The following is a 16,519-nucleotide window of genomic DNA, read 5'->3' as shown; positions in this document are numbered from 1 at the left end:
CAGAACCATGGCAAAAGAACAAACGGACCGTACGACATTAGATTTGTTCGCAAATGAGCGTCGGCCGGGAAGACCCAAAACCAATCCGCTTTCGCGTGACGAACAGCTCCGCATTAATAAGCGTAATCAGCTCAAACGCGACAAAGTTCGCGGGCTTAAGCGCGTCGAGCTGAAGCTCAACAGCGACGCCGTTGATGCGCTCAACGAGCTGGCGGCTGCCCGTGACATGAGCCGCAGCGAACTCATCGAAGAGATGCTGATGAGCCAACTGCCGCTGCTGCACGGGCAAGGGAAAGTCTGAAATATCCCCCCAGAACACACTTTCATGTAGCAGAGTGTGCAGTACGGCACGATAGCTGTTTCCGCACGCTTCTCTGTTCTGCTATGATTGCCCTTATCTGTGGGCAATAAGCCACCACCATATCATTAAGTTTCAAGAGGTTATTTTACTCATGGCAATCGTTGGCATCTTCTTCGGTAGCGACACCGGGAACACCGAAAATATCGCAAAAATGATTCAAAAACAGCTTGGTAAAGATGTCGCTGACGTTCACGACATTGCCAAGAGCAGCAAAGAAGACCTGGCAGGCTACGATATCCTGCTGCTGGGCATCCCAACCTGGTACTACGGTGAAGCCCAGTGCGACTGGGACGATTTCTTCCCGTCTCTGGAAGAAGTTGACTTCAACGGTAAGCTGGTCGCCCTGTTCGGCTGTGGCGATCAGGAAGACTACGCGGAATACTTCTGCGATGCGTTGGGCACTATCCGCGACATCATTGAGCCAAACGGCGCGACCATCGTTGGTCACTGGCCAACCGCAGGCTACCACTTCGAAGCGTCGAAAGGCCTGGCCGATGACGACCACTTCGTGGGTCTGGCGATTGACGAAGACCGTCAGCCGGAGCTGACCGCTGAACGTGTTGAAAAATGGGTTAAGCAGGTTGCTGAAGAACTGCACCTCGACGAAATCAAAAACGCCTGATGATATTGAGGCGCGATAACAAATCGCGCCTCATTAATAGGTAAAAGCAATCAAAATAATAGCTACATTTTTTTAACTTTTCAGCGCATACCTGTACAATATCTTCTGATTTAGCGCGGTCTCATCGCTCTGTTTGTCGGTGACGCCTCGTTTTTGAAAGCTTAGTTTACCCAAGCCTTGCTGTTTTCATTTAGCCAGGGTCATTCTATAATGAGACGCATTAAAACGGGTGAATTCTCTGTGATACTTTCGCTGATGGAAGTTAATCGTTTAGCAACAGGACAGATTCCGCATGACTGACAATAATACCGCATTAAAGAAGGCTGGCCTGAAAGTCACACTTCCACGGTTAAAGATTCTGGAAGTTCTTCAGGAACCGGATAACCACCATGTCAGCGCGGAAGACTTATACAAACGCCTGATCGACATGGGTGAAGAAATTGGCTTGGCCACGGTTTATCGTGTTCTGAACCAGTTTGACGACGCGGGCATCGTGACCCGTCATAACTTCGAAGGCGGCAAATCCGTTTTCGAACTGACTCAGCAGCATCACCACGATCACCTGATCTGCCTCGACTGTGGCAAAGTGATCGAGTTCAGCGACGAATCTATCGAAGCTCGCCAGCGTGAAATTGCTGCCAAACACGGAATTCGTCTGACCAACCACAGTCTTTATCTTTACGGCCACTGTGCAGAAGGCGACTGCCGTGAAGATGAACATGCGCATGATGGCGTTGAAAAATAACGTTTCGTGATGCCTGAAAAGCCAGCCTGAAGGTTGGCTTTTTTTATGGGCGCAATCTGCTCAATTCGCCTCACCTTACGTATGGTAAAAGCAACTTTGCCCGTCAGGAAAGCGAGCTTGTCATCCGCCTGCTCCAGCGGAGGGCCAGCCCTGAAACGCAAAAAGGGCGGAGAAAACTCTCCGCCCTTTTTGCTATAACAACAATCGCTATTTTGTGGCGTTGTTACTGCGAATTTCCTGCCACATTTTATCGCATTTGGCTTTTACGGTCTGGTCGTTACCGGTACGGGTTGCCTGAATACACTGCTGGTAGTCCAGCACGCGTACGCTTTCCTGATTGGCAAACTGTTCGTGCTGTTTCTCTTGCTTCAGCACGTTCAGTACGCTCTGGCAGGCCTGGATTTTATCCGGATTGCCTTCAGCGGTGTTAATGCACGCGCTGTAGGCATCCTTCAGCTTACTGTCTTCTTTCGGCGCGGATGGCTGAGCGCAAGCGGTAAGGCCAGCGGCCATCAGGGCAACAATAATCAGTTTTTTCATACGATGAGCCTCTTAGCGGCGACAGAGGCTTCCCCCTGCCGCATCATGCATCAGAAAATGGTGAACGGTGCGATAACCATGAATTTCACGTCACGCTCATCCTGGAAGATGTTGCCGTAACCACCGCCCCAGCTTGGGATGTCGGAGTGGTTGTCGTACTGAGTGAAGTGCAGTTTGAAGAGGGTACCCTTCGCACGACCTTCCTGTACGGTATACATGGCATCCAGGCTGTATGCAGATTCTCTGATCGTATTGTTTTTGTTGTAGTATGCGTCCGGGTTCATCTGCCAGGTCGCTGGTTTCGCATCCCATGCATAGACGTAGGATGCACCCACGGCCCAACCAGGAAGATTCCAGTTCTTCAGGTCATACATACCGCCGAAGAAGACCGCTTTTTCGCCGTTGGCGTTGAAGTCAGAGCGGTTATCCCACCAGATATCCAGACGACCGTTTGAGGATGCGTAGGTTGGAGTCATACGCTGCAGGAAGTAGCCCTGCTGACCGTCGGCCTTAACCCAGGTCCCTTCCAGACGGAAGTCGAAAACTTCGTTCAGCTTATAGCCGAATGTTAACGCCTGCAGCCACGCGGTGCCGTCGTAAATATCGTTCACGCCGTGATCGCTCACTTTGTCACGGGTACCGTAGAACTGGTAGCTGGTGGTCAGCGGGCCGCCAGGGATATCAAATTTGTAACTTGCTTTGGCGAAGTACTGATCGATATAGCCTTCCGCCTGACCGAATGCCGCTTCCAGCACCAGGTCGTTTTTGAAATCGTATTTCGCACCGATAGAGTGCAGGTAATCCACCTTGGTCTTCTTATCATTCTGATAGAAGTTATCCATCTCCAGATGCCATGGCGCCTTGTACTCGTTGGTCCACATGTAGGAGAAGCTCAGCGCGCCGCTGTCGCCGTAGTCAAAGTTTGCCCCGGCTTCAGCCCCCTGATAGGTACCCGGCATAAAGCTCCAGTGCGGCGCCAGCAGGGTCTGCCCCGTCGGCTGAATGTAACCCGCACGCGCCCAGGTTGGGCCAAGTTTAAATTTAGCCGCCGCTTTATACAGGCTGATACCGCTCTTATCGCCGCTGTAATCTTCGCTATAGCCTTTATTTTTTGACGAGAATGCAATTTCGTTCGGGTGACCGCTTTCGCTGCTTTCTGCCATTTCAATTGCGGTAAACGCCGCAATATCAATACCGAACATGTCAGCCGCATAACCTGACTGGAAGTCGAGGTTGGCGTTCCAGGTGGAGTGAGAAAGGTTGGTTTTATATTTGTCGTGGTCGGTCACATCTTTACGGTCACGCTCACGCTGCCAGTAATAGATGCCGCCGGTTAATGTTGAATCATCAATGAACCCTTCTGCCTTCGCTTCCGGAGTCATTACAAAGCCTGACATTGCTGTCACACCGGCGATAGCCAGCGCCAGCGTACTACGTTTGCCACTAAACGTACGCATAGTTATATCCTCTTTGACTTTTAAAAATGCCGCTGCAAAGCAGAAGCAAAAAATAAAACGCTAAAAAAATGAACTTCTGGAAAAAGGTGTTTCAGTACACCGATAGACTATTTTTCGCGACGCGAATTATCAATCCTTTTCCGCAACAAGAGTGCAGGATTATGACAAAGCGCACATATTTGGTTTCAATGTGTAACGTAATGCGTTATTAACATTTTGCCGCGCCAGACCTTGCGGGGCCTAAATCAAATGTTAATGAGACCGTTTACACGTCAGGTTTGTAACAAAGAGTGTGACAAAAAGAGAAAATCTTAGAGGCAGGAAATTCATATTAATTCGCTACGCGAAACTATAGATCATAGAGGGATATATCGATGAGCAGTACTTCCATTGGAGGGGGATCAGGATTGGCAAAAAAAACGCCGCAAAGCGGCGTTTTAAAATTAGCTCGTGACTGGCTTAACCAACCCAGGTATCACGTAAACCAACGGTACGGTTAAAGACCCGCTTCTCTGCCGTGCTGTAGCGGCTATCGAGGCAGAAGTAACCCTCACGTTCGAACTGGTACGCTTTACCGGCCTCAGCGGCCTGCAGAGACGGCTCAGCATAGCCCTGCTTGATAACCAGTGACTCTGGGTTCATCACCGCAAGGAAGTCATCTGCTGCGCCCGGGTTAGGCACGCTGAACAAACGATCGTACAGACGAATTTCCACCGGCAACGCATGTGCAGCGCTAACCCAGTGAATCACCCCTTTCACCTTACGGCCATCGGCCGGATCTTTACTCAGGGTTTCAGCATCGTAGGTACAGAAGATGGTGGTGATATTGCCTTCGGCATCTTTCTCCACGCGTTCAGCTTTCACCACGTAGGCGTTACGCAGACGCACTTCTTTACCCATCACCAGACGCTTGTACTGCTTATTGGCTTCTTCACGGAAGTCTGCGCGATCGATCCAGATTTCAGCGCTAAACGGCACTTCGCGGCTGCCCATTTCCGGTTTATTCGGATGATTAGGCATGGAAACCATTTCGCTTTCGCCCTGCGGGTAGTTTTCGATAACCAGTTTTACCGGATCGATAACCGCCATCGCGCGCGGCGCGTTTTCGTTGAGATCTTCGCGAATGCAGGATTCCAGCGATGCCATCTCAATGGTGTTGTCCTGCTTGGTCACGCCGATGCGCTTGCAGAACTCACGGATGGACGCTGCGGTGTAACCACGACGACGCAGACCGGAGATGGTCGGCATACGCGGGTCGTCCCAGCCTTCTACGTGTTTTTCCATCACCAGCTGATTCAGCTTGCGCTTGGACATCACGGTGTATTCCAGATTCAGGCGCGAGAATTCGTACTGGCGCGGGTGAACCGGAATGGTGATGTTGTCCAGCACCCAGTCGTACAGACGACGGTTGTCCTGGAACTCCAGCGTACACAGGGAATGAGTGATACCTTCCAGCGCATCGCTAATGCAGTGGGTGAAGTCGTACATCGGGTAGATGCACCACTTGGTGCCGGTCTGGTGGTGATCGGCAAATTTAATGCGGTACAGCACCGGGTCACGCATAACGATAAACGGTGAAGCCATATCGATTTTGGCGCGCAGGCAGGCAGTACCTTCCGCAAAGCCACCGGTACGCATTTTTTCGAACAGCGCCAGGTTCTCTTCTACGCTGCGATCGCGGTACGGGCTGTTTTTGCCCGGTGCAGTCAGCGAGCCGCGGTATTCACGGATCTGTTCCGGCGTCAGTTCATCAACGTAGGCCAGACCTTTATTGATAAGCTCAACGGCATAGGCGTGCAGTTGATCGAAGTAGTCCGAGGAGTAGCGAACGTTGCCAGACCAGTGAAAACCTAACCATTCGACGTCGTTTTTGATCGACTCTACGTATTCGATATCTTCTTTCACCGGGTTGGTGTCATCGAAACGCAGGTTGCACTGGCCCTGATAGTCTTTCGCGATACCAAAGTTCAGGCAGATAGATTTCGCGTGGCCGATGTGCAGATAGCCATTCGGCTCTGGCGGAAAACGCGTATGCACCGTGTTGTGCTTACCGGTTGCCAGATCTTCATCGATGATCTGACGAATAAAGTTAGTCGGGCGGGCTTCAGCCTCACTCATCGTGGATTCCTCAAAGCGTAAACAACGTATAACGGAACATGATCTTATAAGCAGCGCCCGGAGACAACTATTAGTTGCACAAAAAGGCGTTCTTCCGATGAATATGGGGGAATTTGCGGCAAAAAAAAGCGGCGGAGGAATTCCCCCGCCGCTTAAGGCATTAATCCACTTTTACTCAGGAGCGATTATTTACCTTTAATCTCATACAGCGGCGTCTGGCCCGCAACCACGTGACCTTCGGCTTTAATCACCAGACCGCCGAAATCATCGCTGTTGCTGCATACGACCGGGCTGATCATGGAGCGCGCGTTCGCGTTCAGGAAGTCCAGATCCATTTCCAGGATTGGCTGACCTGCTTTCACTTCTGCACCCTCTTCAACCAGGCGGCTGAAGCCTTTACCTTCCAGCGCCACGGTATCGATACCCATATGGACAACGATTTCCGCGCCTTTATCTGTTTCCAGGCAGAACGCATGGTTGGTATTGAAGATTTTCACAATAGTGCCCGCAGCCGGGGAAACCACGATGTTGTCCGTCGGTTTCACCGCAATGCCGTCGCCAACCGCTTTGCTGGCGAACGCTTCGTCAGGCACCTGCTCCAGTGCGACCACATCACCGGTAATCGGTGAAACCAGCGATTCAACCGTTGCGGCATTAGCCACTGCCTGCGGTTTTGCCGCAGCCGGCGCGCTGTCAGCAGAAGCGGCGGCAACCGGGCCACGCGCAACCACTTTCTTCATCGCATCGCCAATCGCTTCTGCTTTCGCGCCGACGATAACCTGGATGGTTTGTTTGTTCAGTTTCACCACGCCGGAGGCACCCAGGCGTTTACATACTGCGTCGCTCACCTTCGCGGAGTCGGCAACGGTCAGACGCAGACGGGTAATACAGGCGTCAATCGCCTTCAGGTTGTCGGTCCCGCCAACGGCAGCAATGTAGCTGGTCGCCAGTTGATCCAGACCTTCTTCAGTGTTGCTGTTGGCTTCGTTGGTCACAACGTTTTCGTCTTTATCTTCGCGGCCCGGCGTTTTCAGGTTAAACATGCGGATAACCACGCTGAACAGCACGAAGTAGATAACGAAGAACACCAGACCCATCACCACCAGCATCCAGACGTTCTTACTTGCTGCCGGCAGGCTGTACATCAACACGTAGTCGATGGCCCCTGCGGAGAAGGAGAAGCCCGCGTGGATACCCAGCAGCGTCGCAATAAACAGGCTCACGCCGGTCAGAATCGCGTGCAGGAGGTACAGAACCGGCGCCAGGAACATGAACAGGAATTCCAGCGGCTCGGTAACACCGGTCAGGAACGCGGTGACCGCAACGGACAGCAGCATACCGCCGACCATCGGACGACGCGCTTTTGGAGCCGCGAAGTACATCGCCAGTGCCGCACCCGGCAGACCAAACATCATGATCGGGAAGAAGCCGGACATGAACATACCCGCGGTGCCGTCACCCGCATAGAAGCGGTTGATGTCGCCGTGGAATACCGCACCCGCCGCGTTGGTGAACTCACCAATCTGGAACCAGGCGATGGTGTTCAGCACCTGATGCAGACCGGTTGGGATCAGCAGACGGTTGATGAAACCAAAGATACCGGAGCCCAGCGCGCCCGCGCCGACGATCCACTCACCGCCCGCATGGATGGCGTTCTGCACCGGCGGCCACACGTAGCCGAAGATAGCAGCCAGCACCAGACAGAAGAAGCCGGTCGCGATCGGCACGAAACGTTTACCGCCGAAGAAGCTCAGGAAGTCAGGCAGTTTGATACCCGCCCAACGGTTATACACGGCACCACCGACCAGGCCGGTAATGATACCCGCCAGCACACCCATGTTAATGGCTGGGTTGATAGTCACCATTGCTTTGGTCAATACGAAGTAACCTACCGCCCCCGCCAGCGCTGCCGCACCCGCGCTGTCTTTCGACCAGCTGGATGCCACACCGATAGCGAAGATTAGCGCCAGGTTATCAAAGATAGACCCGCCCGCCTGCGCAATAAACGCGACGTTGAGCAAATCTGGCTGACCAAATCGCAGCAACAGCGCCGCTACCGGCAGCACGGCGATAGGGAGCTGTAACGCCCTACCTAGTCGCTGGAAAAACCCTAAAATATTCATCTTATTCCCCCTACGAGACCCCGAGACGGCTCATTTAATCTGAGCCATTTTTTTATTGTGCTAAAAAGCATGACACTGCGATGTCTTGTAAACTGCATTTACAACTGTTCAGGCATCAGAGTGTGTGAAAATTTAATTCGTATCGCAAATTAAACGCGTGTTTTTTGTGACTATAGTCACCAAATATTGTTCTCACCACTCCCTTTCACTGGCTAACTATGAAAACTTATTTTATCATTCAAAAAATCAAAACGGATTGCTCCCTATCGATGCAAACAGGTTACGCTTAGAGAGTGCACGGAGACGCCATCCGCCAACTTCTTACATTTTACATTTGAGGTGAAGAATGAGACTGATTCCTCTCGTTAACGCTGAACAAGTCGGCAAATGGGCTGCTCGCCACATCGTTAACCGCATCAACGCATTTCAACCGACCGCGGACCGTCCGTTTGTCCTCGGACTGCCAACCGGCGGTACCCCGCTGGCGACCTACAAAGTGTTAGTCGAAATGCATAAAGCGGGCCAGGTTAGCTTTAAACATGTTGTCACCTTTAACATGGACGAATATGTCGGCCTGCCAAAAGAGCATCCGGAAAGCTATCACAGCTTTATGCACCGTAACTTCTTCGATCATATCGACATTCCTGAAGAAAACATCAATCTGCTGAATGGCAACGCGCCAGATGTTGACGCAGAATGCCGTCGCTATGAAGAAAAAATTCGTTCTTACGGTAAAATCCACCTGTTCATGGGCGGCGTGGGCAACGACGGACACATTGCGTTCAACGAACCGGCATCGTCACTTTCTTCCCGTACCCGTATCAAGACGCTGACCCACGAAACCCGCGTGGCAAACTCCCGCTTCTTCGATGGCGATGTCTCTCTGGTGCCAAAATATGCGCTGACCGTTGGCGTGGGCACCCTGCTGGATGCCGAAGAAGTGATGATCCTGGTGCAGGGCGCACCGAAAGCGCTGGCGCTGCAGCAGGCGGTTGAAGGCAACGTTAACCATATGTGGACCATTACCTGTCTGCAGCTGCACCCGAAATCGCTGATCGTTTGCGACGAACCGTCCACGATGGAGCTGAAAGTTAAGACCCTGAAATATTTCAATGAATTAGAAGCTGAAAATATCAAAGGTCTGTAATGTCTTACCCGTCCCACGCCGCGGCGTGGGACAACATTTTTTGAACACCGGGGGTCGTAATGTATGCATTAACCCATGGCCGGATCTTTACCGGTCACGAAATTCTGGATGACCATGCGATTATCGTCGCCAATGGCCTTATTGAACGTATTTGCCCACTGGCTGATGTACCAGCGAACGTCGAACAGCGTTCCGTGAATGGCGCCATTCTCGCCCCTGGTTTTATTGACGTTCAGCTTAACGGCTGCGGCGGCGTACAGTTCAACGATACTGCCGAAGCGGTGACCGTTGAAACGCTGGAAATTATGCAAAAAGCCAATGAGAAATCTGGCTGCACCAGCTTCCTGCCAACGCTGATTACCACCAGCGACGACCTGATGAAACAGGGCGTACGTGTGATGCGTGAATATCTGGCTAAACATCCGAACCAGGCGCTGGGTCTGCACCTCGAAGGCCCGTGGCTAAACCTGGTGAAAAAAGGCACCCACAACCCGGAATTTGTGCGCAAGCCGGATCACGAACTGGTGCAGTTCCTCTGCGACAATGCTGATGTGATCACCAAAGTGACCCTGGCGCCAGAGATGGTCGCACCGGAAGTGATTACCGCGCTGGCTAACGCCGGTATCGTGGTTTCCGCCGGGCACTCTAACGCCACGGCGAAAGAAGCGCGCATCGGTTTCCGCGCGGGTATCACCTTTGCCACGCACCTGTTTAATGCCATGCCTTATATGTCTGGCCGTGAACCTGGCCTGACCGGCGCGATTCTCGATGCGAATGAAATCTACTGCGGTATCATTGCTGATGGCCTGCACGTGGACTACATCAATATCCGTAACGCCAAACGCCTGAAAGGCGATAAGCTGTGCCTGGTCACCGACGCCACCGCACCGGCAGGCGCCAATATTGATCGGTTCATTTTTGCTGGTAAAACAATATACTACCGCAATGGTCTCTGCGTAGACGAAAACGGCACCTTGAGCGGTTCATCGCTGACGATGATCGAAGGGGTCCGCAACCTGGTCGAGCACGCTAACATTGCGCTGGATGAAGTGCTGCGCATGGCAACGCTCTACCCTGCTCGCGCGATCGGTGTTGAAAAGCACCTCGGCAGCATTGCCCCGGGTAAAGTGGCGAACCTGACCGCATTCACCCACGACTTTAAAATCATCAAGACCATCGTTAATGGCGACGAGGTCGTTACTGAGTAAGAGAAAGTATGACATCAGGCGGACAAGCTCAAATTGGTAATGTTGATCTCGTAAAACAGCTTAACAGCGCGGCCGTTTACCGCCTGATTGACCAGCATGGGCCAATCTCACGTATTCAGATTGCCGAGCAGAGCCAGCTTGCCCCTGCCAGCGTGACCAAAATCACGCGTCAGCTTATTGAACGCGGGCTGATCAAAGAAGTCGATCAGCAGGCCTCCACCGGGGGCCGCCGCGCCATTTCTATCGTCACCGAAACCCGCAATTTCCACGCGATTGGCGTCCGTTTGGGCCGCCATGACACCACCCTGACGCTGTACGACCTGAGCAGCAAGGCGGTTGCTGAAGAACATTACCCGCTGCCGGAGCGCACTCAGGAAACGCTGGAACACGCGCTACTCAATACCATTGCCGCCTTTATTGAATCGTGCCAGCGTAAAATACGCGAGCTGATCGCCATTTCAGTGATTCTGCCGGGCCTTGTCGACCCGGAAAGCGGCATTATTCGCTATATGCCGCATATTCCAGTCGAAAACTGGCGTCTGGTGGAAGCACTGGAAAAACGTTTTAAAGTCACCTGCTTTGTCGGTCACGACATCCGCAGCCTGGCGCTGGCAGAGCACTACTTTGGTGCAAGCCAGGACTGTGAAGACTCCATTCTGGTGCGCGTGCATCGCGGTACCGGTGCGGGCATCATCTCTAACGGGCGTATTTTTATCGGCCGTAATGGCAATGTGGGTGAAATCGGCCATATTCAGGTCGATCCGCTCGGCGAGCGCTGCCACTGTGGCAACTTCGGCTGTCTGGAAACCGTGGCCGCCAATGCCGCCATTGAACAGCGCGTGCGCCATCTGCTTGAACAGGGCTACCAAAGCCGTATTACGCTTGACGATTGCCACATCAAAACCATCTGTAAGGCGGCCAACAAAGGCGATCCGCTGGCCACCGAAGTTATTGAACACGTAGGCCGCCATCTCGGTAAAACAATTGCTATCGCCATCAACCTGTTTAATCCGCAAAAGGTGGTGATTGCCGGCGAGATCATCGAAGCTGACCGCGTGCTGTTACCCGCCATCGAAGGTTGCATCAATACTCAGGTTCTGAAGGCGTTTCGTAAAAATCTGCCGGTAGTACGCTCGACGCTCGACCATCGCTCCGCCATTGGCGCTTTTGCGCTGGTTAAACGCGCCATGCTGAACGGGATTTTGCTGCAACATTTGTTGGAAGGTTAGTCCTGAGAGGCAATGCCGGGGATAACGTGTATAATTACGCCTCTTTAAAATAAACGCCAGGTAGTCCATGACCATTCAGAATGTAATCTGTGATATTGACGGCGTGCTGATGCACGACAACGTCGCTGTGCCGGGTGCGGCAGAATTCGTCGCGCGCATACTGGATAAAGGTATGCCGTTTCTCTGTCTAACTAACTACCCTTCACAGACGGGTCAGGATTTGGCGAACCGCTTCGCCACTGCGGGTATCGACGTGCCCGACAGCGTGTTTTATACCTCTGCCATGGCAACCGCCGATTTCCTGCGTCGCCAGGAAGGAAAAAAAGCGTACGTGGTCGGCGAAGGCGCATTGATCCACGAACTCTATAAAGCCGGGTTCACCATTACCGACGTCAATCCTGATTTCGTTATCGTGGGTGAAACTCGCTCGTTCAACTGGGAAATGATGCACAAGGCGGCATTCTTCGTGGCTAACGGTGCACGCTTCATCGCCACCAACCCGGATACGCACGGTCGCGGCTACTACCCCGCCTGTGGCGCACTTTGCGCTGGTATTGAAAAAATCTCAGGCCGTAAGCCGTTTGTGGTTGGCAAACCCAGCCCGTGGATCATCCGCGCCGCGCTTAACAAAATGCAGGCGCATTCAGAGCAGACGGTGATCGTCGGCGATAATCTGCGCACGGATATTCTGGCCGGCTTCCAGGCAGGTCTGGAAACGATTCTGGTTCTTTCTGGCGTCTCCACCGTTGATGACATCGATAATATGCCGTTCCGTCCGTCATGGATTTATCCGTCAGTTGCGGAAATCGACATTATCTAGCGGCTCACGCCGTGACGCTATTCACAACCCATTGTTAACTCTAACAGTGAAACCGATGTCTTCCTGGGCATCGGTCTGAATCATCCCGCTCATTCGCGTTTTATAGTGGCTCGTCAGCTAGCGCATCTGCCCACTGAGTCCACATCCAATCTCAAATAACTCAACTCTGACGCCTCCGGGATTCAGACGGCCGATGCAATGGAGAAAAACATGCTTAGCCGCCGTCAATTCCTTGCAGCCAGCGCCGCACTGCCGCTCGCCTGTGCGCTGCGCCCGGCCTTTGCCGCTCTGCCCTCACCGCTCATGATTGATTCCCACGTGCACGTCTGGAAAACCGACCCGCGCTATCCTTACGCTAAGGACCGCAAAGCGCCGCCGCAGGATTTCACCGCCGAAATGCTGCTCTCACTGATGGCCGCAAACGGCGTTGCACGCACGGTGATCGTACAGGTTATTCACTACCGTTGGGATAATCGCTATCTGGCCGACGTTCTGCGGCAGTATCCGGATAAATTCCAGGGTATCTGCCGCGTTAACCCGGAAGACCCGGCAGCACCGGAACATCTGGCCCGCCTGACCACCGACGAAGGTTTTCGCGGCGTCAGGTTGAGTCCTTCTGATAAAGCTGACGGCGACTGGATCCGTGGGTCGTTAATGAAACCACTCTGGCGACAGGCCGCCGACCTGAAAGTACCGATGACCATTCTGGCCGCCCCCAGCCGAATGCCCGACCTTATTCCCTGGATTGAGCAAAACCCGGAGCTGACGGTGGTCATTGACCACATGGCTGATTCACCGCTGAATCATCCTGACGAGCTGAACAAGCTGCTGGCGCTGGCGCGTTATCCACAGGTCTACGTCAAAATTTCGCATATGTGGTCACTCTCCCAGCAGTCTTATCCCTACCCTGATGCCGCGCAGCAGGTTAAGCAGGTGTTTGATGCCTTTGGGGCACAGCGACTGATGTGGGGTACCGACTGGCCAATCTGTTTGAATAAACTGAGCTACGCGCAAGCGGTCGCGCTCTACCGCGATCACCTGGCGTGGTTAACCCCCAAAGACCGCGAGCAAATTCTCTACAAAACGGTCCAGCAGATCTGGCCTTTCGGCATCGTCTGAGCTCACCCCGTGCAGATTTTGCCTCTGCACGGGACGAGAAATCTATTCTCGTTACCTACCGCCTGGCAAAAAAGAAGATTATTCAAAAATAACGCATGAAAAATAATATTTCATCAATAATAGAAGAATAGACGTACGTATTTTTTAGTATTCCATAAGCCCCATTGCATTTTTTCTTTCTGAGGCGGAAAAACCCTTGCGCCGACCCCGCCTTTACGGCATTTTTTTAGTCATGCAAGGGCAACGCGATAGCGCAGCGCCACACAACAACACAGCACAACAGGGTTAACGGAGAAGTCTATGTGTTCTATTTTTGGTGTACTGGATATTAAAACTGACGCGGGCGAGCTGCGTAAAAAAGCGCTTGAGCTCTCCCGCCTGATGCGCCATCGTGGCCCGGACTGGTCCGGTATCTACGCATGCGATAAAGCCATTCTTGCGCATGAACGTTTGTCGATTGTTGACGTGAACGCCGGCGCACAGCCGCTGTATAACGAAAAGAAAACGCACGCTCTGGCGGTCAACGGTGAAATCTACAACCATCAGGCGCTGCGCGCTGAATATGCCGATCGCTATCAGTTCCAGACCGGATCTGACTGTGAAGTTATCCTCGCGCTGTACCAGGAGAAAGGCCCCGAGTTCCTTGACGATCTACAGGGCATGTTCGCCTTCGCGCTGTATGATAGCGAAAAAGACGCGTATCTGATTGGCCGCGACCATATCGGTATTATCCCGCTGTATATGGGTCATGATGAATTTGGTAACTTCTATGTCGCCTCAGAAATGAAAGCGCTGACCCCGGTTTGTCGCACCATTCAGGAGTTCCCGGCAGGCAGCTACCTGTGGAGCAAAGACGGCGAAATTCGCCAGTACTATCAGCGTGACTGGTTCGATTACGACGCGGTAAAAGACAACGTTACCGACAAAAATGAGCTCCGTCAGGCGCTGGAAGAGTCCGTGAAAAGCCACCTGATGTCCGACGTCCCATACGGCGTGCTGCTCTCCGGCGGTCTGGACTCTTCGGTTATCTCGGCTATCACCAAAAAATTCGCCGCCCGTCGCGTTGAAGATCAGGAACGCTCTGAAGCCTGGTGGCCACAGCTGCACTCTTTCGCCGTCGGTCTGGAAGGTTCACCTGACCTGAAAGCCGCGCAGGAAGTGGCTAACCACCTCGGCACCGTGCACCATGAAATTCATTTCACCGTGCAGGAAGGCCTTGATGCCATTCGTGACGTTATCTACCATATCGAGACCTATGATGTGACTACCATCCGCGCCTCCACGCCGATGTACCTGATGTCACGTAAAATCAAAGCGATGGGCATCAAAATGGTGCTATCGGGCGAAGGCTCCGATGAAGTATTTGGCGGCTACCTGTACTTCCATAAAGCGCCGAACGCCAAAGAACTGCACGAAGAGACCGTACGTAAGCTGCAGGCTCTGCATATGTACGACTGCGCCCGAGCCAACAAAGCAATGTCCGCCTGGGGCGTGGAAGCGCGTGTACCGTTCCTGGATAAAAAATTCCTCGACGTGGCAATGCGCATCAACCCGCAGGACAAAATGTGCGGCAACGGAAAAATGGAAAAACACGTGCTGCGCGAGTGCTTCGAATCCTATCTGCCGGCAAGCGTTGCGTGGCGCCAGAAAGAGCAGTTCTCTGACGGCGTTGGCTACAGCTGGATTGATACGCTGAAAGAAGTGGCGGCAAAACAGGTTACCGATCAGCAGCTGGAAACCGCGCACTTCCGCTTCCCGTACAACACGCCGAGCTCAAAAGAAGGCTACCTGTACCGTGAAATCTTTGAAGAGCTGTTCCCGGTGCCGAGCGCTGCGGAATGCGTACCGGGCGGCCCGTCCGTGGCATGCTCTTCGGCAAAAGCCATTGAGTGGGATGAAGCATTCAAAACCATGGACGATCCGTCTGGCCGTGCGGTAGGCGTGCATCAGTCAGCCTATAAGTAAGTAAACACGATATCTGAATAGCAGGGCCCCGATGGTGACATTGGGGCCCTGCTCCTTTCTGCTGCCGGCAAACCCACGTTTGCAGTGACAACTGTCATTTCTTATTCGGGTGCCAGAACCTACTAGCCAACGCACTGCGAAGAGTCTATTTTACGTTTGGGATAACGGTAAATAGCCAATAATTGCCGAATAATGCGCCAGGCTGTTCGCAACCTAACCAAACAGTCACATTCCGGTGAATTTCATTGAAAAAGGTGTTGACGGTCCAGGGCTCAATACGCATAATGCGCCCCGCAACGCCGATAAGGTAACGCGAAAAAAAGATGGCTACGTAGCTCAGTTGGTTAGAGCACATCACTCATAATGATGGGGTCACAGGTTCGAATCCCGTCGTAGCCACCATCTTTTTTTGCGGGAGTGGCGAAATTGGTAGACGCACCAGATTTAGGTTCTGGCGCCGCAAGGTGTGCGAGTTCAAGTCTCGCCTCCCGCACCATTCACCAGTAAGCGTTGCACGGATGGGGTATCGCCAAGCGGTAAGGCACCGGTTTTTGATACCGGCATTCCCTGGTTCGAATCCAGGTACCCCAGCCATTTTTCTTCGATATTTGCGGTTCACCGCGACGGTATTGGGGTATCGCCAAGCGGTAAGGCACCGGTTTTTGATACCGGCATTCCCTGGTTCGAATCCAGGTACCCCAGCCATCGAAGAAAACAATCTGGCTACGTAGCTCAGTTGGTTAGAGCACATCACTCATAATGATGGGGTCACAGGTTCGAATCCCGTCGTAGCCACCATATTCCGGAGTGCCGGGTTTACCCGGTTATCCAAAAACAATTTGTTGGGGTATCGCCAAGCGGTAAGGCACCGGATTCTGATTCCGGCATTCCGAGGTTCGAATCCTCGTACCCCAGCCAATTTTAAAAGTCGTTCACATCAGTGAATGCACCCGTTGGGGTATCGCCAAGCGGTAAGGCACCGGATTCTGATTCCGGCATTCCGAGGTTCGAATCCTCGTACCCCAGCCAAATTTTAAAGCTCGCTTCGGCGAGCTTTTTTTGTTT

The 16,519-nt window shown here is 52.8% G+C and carries 13 protein-coding genes and 7 tRNA genes; 16 read left to right on the top strand and 4 right to left on the bottom strand.

The features are described from left to right. Nucleotides 1-7: 7 nt before the first annotated feature. The 3 genes from ybfE to fur all read left to right on the top strand — a co-directional run bounded on the left by ybfE (nucleotide 8) and on the right by fur (nucleotide 1,728). Nucleotides 8-301, top strand: coding sequence for a LexA regulated protein (gene ybfE / locus M989_RS20265; RefSeq protein WP_064548297.1), 294 nt, complete (start codon nucleotides 8-10; stop codon nucleotides 299-301). A 151-nt stretch (nucleotides 302-452) separates the two neighbouring features. After that, entirely contained in the window at nucleotides 453-983 is a 531-nt protein-coding gene (gene fldA / locus M989_RS20260; RefSeq protein ID WP_064548295.1) for a flavodoxin FldA, read from the top strand. Between the two features lie 292 nt (nucleotides 984-1,275). Beyond that, entirely contained in the window at nucleotides 1,276-1,728 is a 453-nt protein-coding gene (gene fur, locus M989_RS20255; RefSeq protein ID WP_064548293.1) for a ferric iron uptake transcriptional regulator, read from the top strand. A 207-nt stretch (nucleotides 1,729-1,935) separates the two neighbouring features. Here fur and chiQ read toward each other — a convergent pair whose 3' ends face one another. The 4 genes from chiQ to nagE all read right to left on the bottom strand — a co-directional run bounded on the left by chiQ (nucleotide 1,936) and on the right by nagE (nucleotide 7,966). Next, nucleotides 1,936-2,268 (bottom strand): ChiQ/YbfN family lipoprotein, encoded by a 333-nt coding sequence (gene chiQ, locus M989_RS20250; protein ID WP_064548291.1) that lies wholly within the window; start codon nucleotides 2,266-2,268, stop codon nucleotides 1,936-1,938. A 50-nt stretch (nucleotides 2,269-2,318) separates the two neighbouring features. Then, a complete protein-coding gene (gene chiP, locus M989_RS20245; protein WP_064548289.1) occupies nucleotides 2,319-3,725 on the bottom strand; it encodes a chitoporin ChiP in 1,407 nt (468 codons plus the stop codon). A gap of 459 nt (nucleotides 3,726-4,184) precedes the next feature. Then, the gene (gene glnS, locus M989_RS20240; RefSeq protein ID WP_064548287.1) at nucleotides 4,185-5,843 is read right to left on the bottom strand and encodes a glutamine--tRNA ligase; all 1,659 of its coding nucleotides are present in this window, start codon (nucleotides 5,841-5,843) and stop codon (nucleotides 4,185-4,187) included. Between the two features lie 185 nt (nucleotides 5,844-6,028). Beyond that, complete coding sequence (nagE, locus tag M989_RS20235; RefSeq protein WP_064548285.1) at nucleotides 6,029-7,966, bottom strand: PTS N-acetyl glucosamine transporter subunit IIABC; 1,938 nt, start codon at nucleotides 7,964-7,966, stop codon at nucleotides 6,029-6,031. A 346-nt stretch (nucleotides 7,967-8,312) separates the two neighbouring features. Between nagE and nagB the strand changes: the two genes are divergently transcribed. The 13 genes from nagB (at nucleotide 8,313) to M989_RS20170 (ending at nucleotide 16,483) form a co-directional block, all read left to right on the top strand. Next, complete coding sequence (gene nagB, locus M989_RS20230; protein ID WP_064548283.1) at nucleotides 8,313-9,113, top strand: glucosamine-6-phosphate deaminase; 801 nt, start codon at nucleotides 8,313-8,315, stop codon at nucleotides 9,111-9,113. Nucleotides 9,114-9,172: 59 nt separating this feature from the next. Beyond that, nucleotides 9,173-10,321, top strand: a complete 1,149-nt coding sequence (nagA, locus tag M989_RS20225) for an N-acetylglucosamine-6-phosphate deacetylase (protein WP_064548281.1) — start codon at nucleotides 9,173-9,175, stop codon at nucleotides 10,319-10,321. An 8-nt stretch (nucleotides 10,322-10,329) separates the two neighbouring features. After that, nucleotides 10,330-11,550 carry a DNA-binding transcriptional regulator NagC gene (nagC, locus tag M989_RS20220; RefSeq protein WP_064548279.1) on the top strand — a complete coding sequence of 407 codons (1,221 nt, stop codon included), beginning with the start codon at nucleotides 10,330-10,332 and terminating at the stop codon, nucleotides 11,548-11,550. Between the two features lie 67 nt (nucleotides 11,551-11,617). Further along, nucleotides 11,618-12,370, top strand: coding sequence for an HAD-IIA family hydrolase (locus M989_RS20215; protein WP_064548277.1), 753 nt, complete (start codon nucleotides 11,618-11,620; stop codon nucleotides 12,368-12,370). Between the two features lie 210 nt (nucleotides 12,371-12,580). Beyond that, complete coding sequence (locus M989_RS20210) at nucleotides 12,581-13,489, top strand: amidohydrolase family protein (RefSeq protein WP_064548275.1); 909 nt, start codon at nucleotides 12,581-12,583, stop codon at nucleotides 13,487-13,489. Between the two features lie 300 nt (nucleotides 13,490-13,789). Continuing rightward, nucleotides 13,790-15,454, top strand: coding sequence for an asparagine synthase B (asnB, locus tag M989_RS20205; RefSeq protein WP_064548273.1), 1,665 nt, complete (start codon nucleotides 13,790-13,792; stop codon nucleotides 15,452-15,454). A gap of 325 nt (nucleotides 15,455-15,779) precedes the next feature. Then, nucleotides 15,780-15,856: transfer RNA gene (locus tag M989_RS20200), tRNA-Met, on the top strand. Between the two features lie 9 nt (nucleotides 15,857-15,865). Further along, nucleotides 15,866-15,950: transfer RNA gene (locus M989_RS20195), tRNA-Leu, on the top strand. 23 nt (nucleotides 15,951-15,973) lie between these two features. Beyond that, a tRNA-Gln gene (locus M989_RS20190) sits at nucleotides 15,974-16,048 on the top strand. Nucleotides 16,049-16,084: 36 nt separating this feature from the next. Next, nucleotides 16,085-16,159, top strand: a tRNA-Gln gene (locus tag M989_RS20185). A gap of 16 nt (nucleotides 16,160-16,175) precedes the next feature. Next, nucleotides 16,176-16,252 (top strand) — tRNA-Met (locus tag M989_RS20180). 45 nt (nucleotides 16,253-16,297) lie between these two features. After that, a tRNA-Gln gene (locus M989_RS20175) sits at nucleotides 16,298-16,372 on the top strand. A 36-nt stretch (nucleotides 16,373-16,408) separates the two neighbouring features. Further along, nucleotides 16,409-16,483 (top strand) — tRNA-Gln (locus M989_RS20170). Nucleotides 16,484-16,519 lie beyond the last annotated feature (36 nt).

It is taken from the genome of Kluyvera georgiana ATCC 51603 (assembly GCF_001654985.1).
Classification (GTDB): domain Bacteria; phylum Pseudomonadota; class Gammaproteobacteria; order Enterobacterales; family Enterobacteriaceae; genus Kluyvera; species Kluyvera georgiana.
The sequence above is the reverse complement of the archived record's forward strand: the minus strand, read 5'-3'. Positions and strand labels throughout refer to the sequence as shown.

Excerpts from the sequence above, each read along its gene's own strand:
- ybfE (WP_064548297.1), top strand. The coding sequence starts at position 8 with ATGGCAAAAGAACAAACGGACCGTACGACATTAGATTTGTTCGCAAAT.
- fldA (WP_064548295.1), top strand. The coding sequence starts at position 453 with ATGGCAATCGTTGGCATCTTCTTCGGTAGCGACACCGGGAACACCGAA.
- fur (WP_064548293.1), top strand. The coding sequence starts at position 1,276 with ATGACTGACAATAATACCGCATTAAAGAAGGCTGGCCTGAAAGTCACA.
- chiQ (WP_064548291.1), bottom strand. The coding sequence starts at position 2,268 with ATGAAAAAACTGATTATTGTTGCCCTGATGGCCGCTGGCCTTACCGCT.
- chiP (WP_064548289.1), bottom strand. The coding sequence starts at position 3,725 with ATGCGTACGTTTAGTGGCAAACGTAGTACGCTGGCGCTGGCTATCGCC.
- glnS (WP_064548287.1), bottom strand. The coding sequence starts at position 5,843 with ATGAGTGAGGCTGAAGCCCGCCCGACTAACTTTATTCGTCAGATCATC.
- nagE (WP_064548285.1), bottom strand. The coding sequence starts at position 7,966 with ATGAATATTTTAGGGTTTTTCCAGCGACTAGGTAGGGCGTTACAGCTC.
- nagB (WP_064548283.1), top strand. The coding sequence starts at position 8,313 with ATGAGACTGATTCCTCTCGTTAACGCTGAACAAGTCGGCAAATGGGCT.
- nagA (WP_064548281.1), top strand. The coding sequence starts at position 9,173 with ATGTATGCATTAACCCATGGCCGGATCTTTACCGGTCACGAAATTCTG.
- nagC (WP_064548279.1), top strand. The coding sequence starts at position 10,330 with ATGACATCAGGCGGACAAGCTCAAATTGGTAATGTTGATCTCGTAAAA.
- M989_RS20215 (WP_064548277.1), top strand. The coding sequence starts at position 11,618 with ATGACCATTCAGAATGTAATCTGTGATATTGACGGCGTGCTGATGCAC.
- M989_RS20210 (WP_064548275.1), top strand. The coding sequence starts at position 12,581 with ATGCTTAGCCGCCGTCAATTCCTTGCAGCCAGCGCCGCACTGCCGCTC.
- asnB (WP_064548273.1), top strand. The coding sequence starts at position 13,790 with ATGTGTTCTATTTTTGGTGTACTGGATATTAAAACTGACGCGGGCGAG.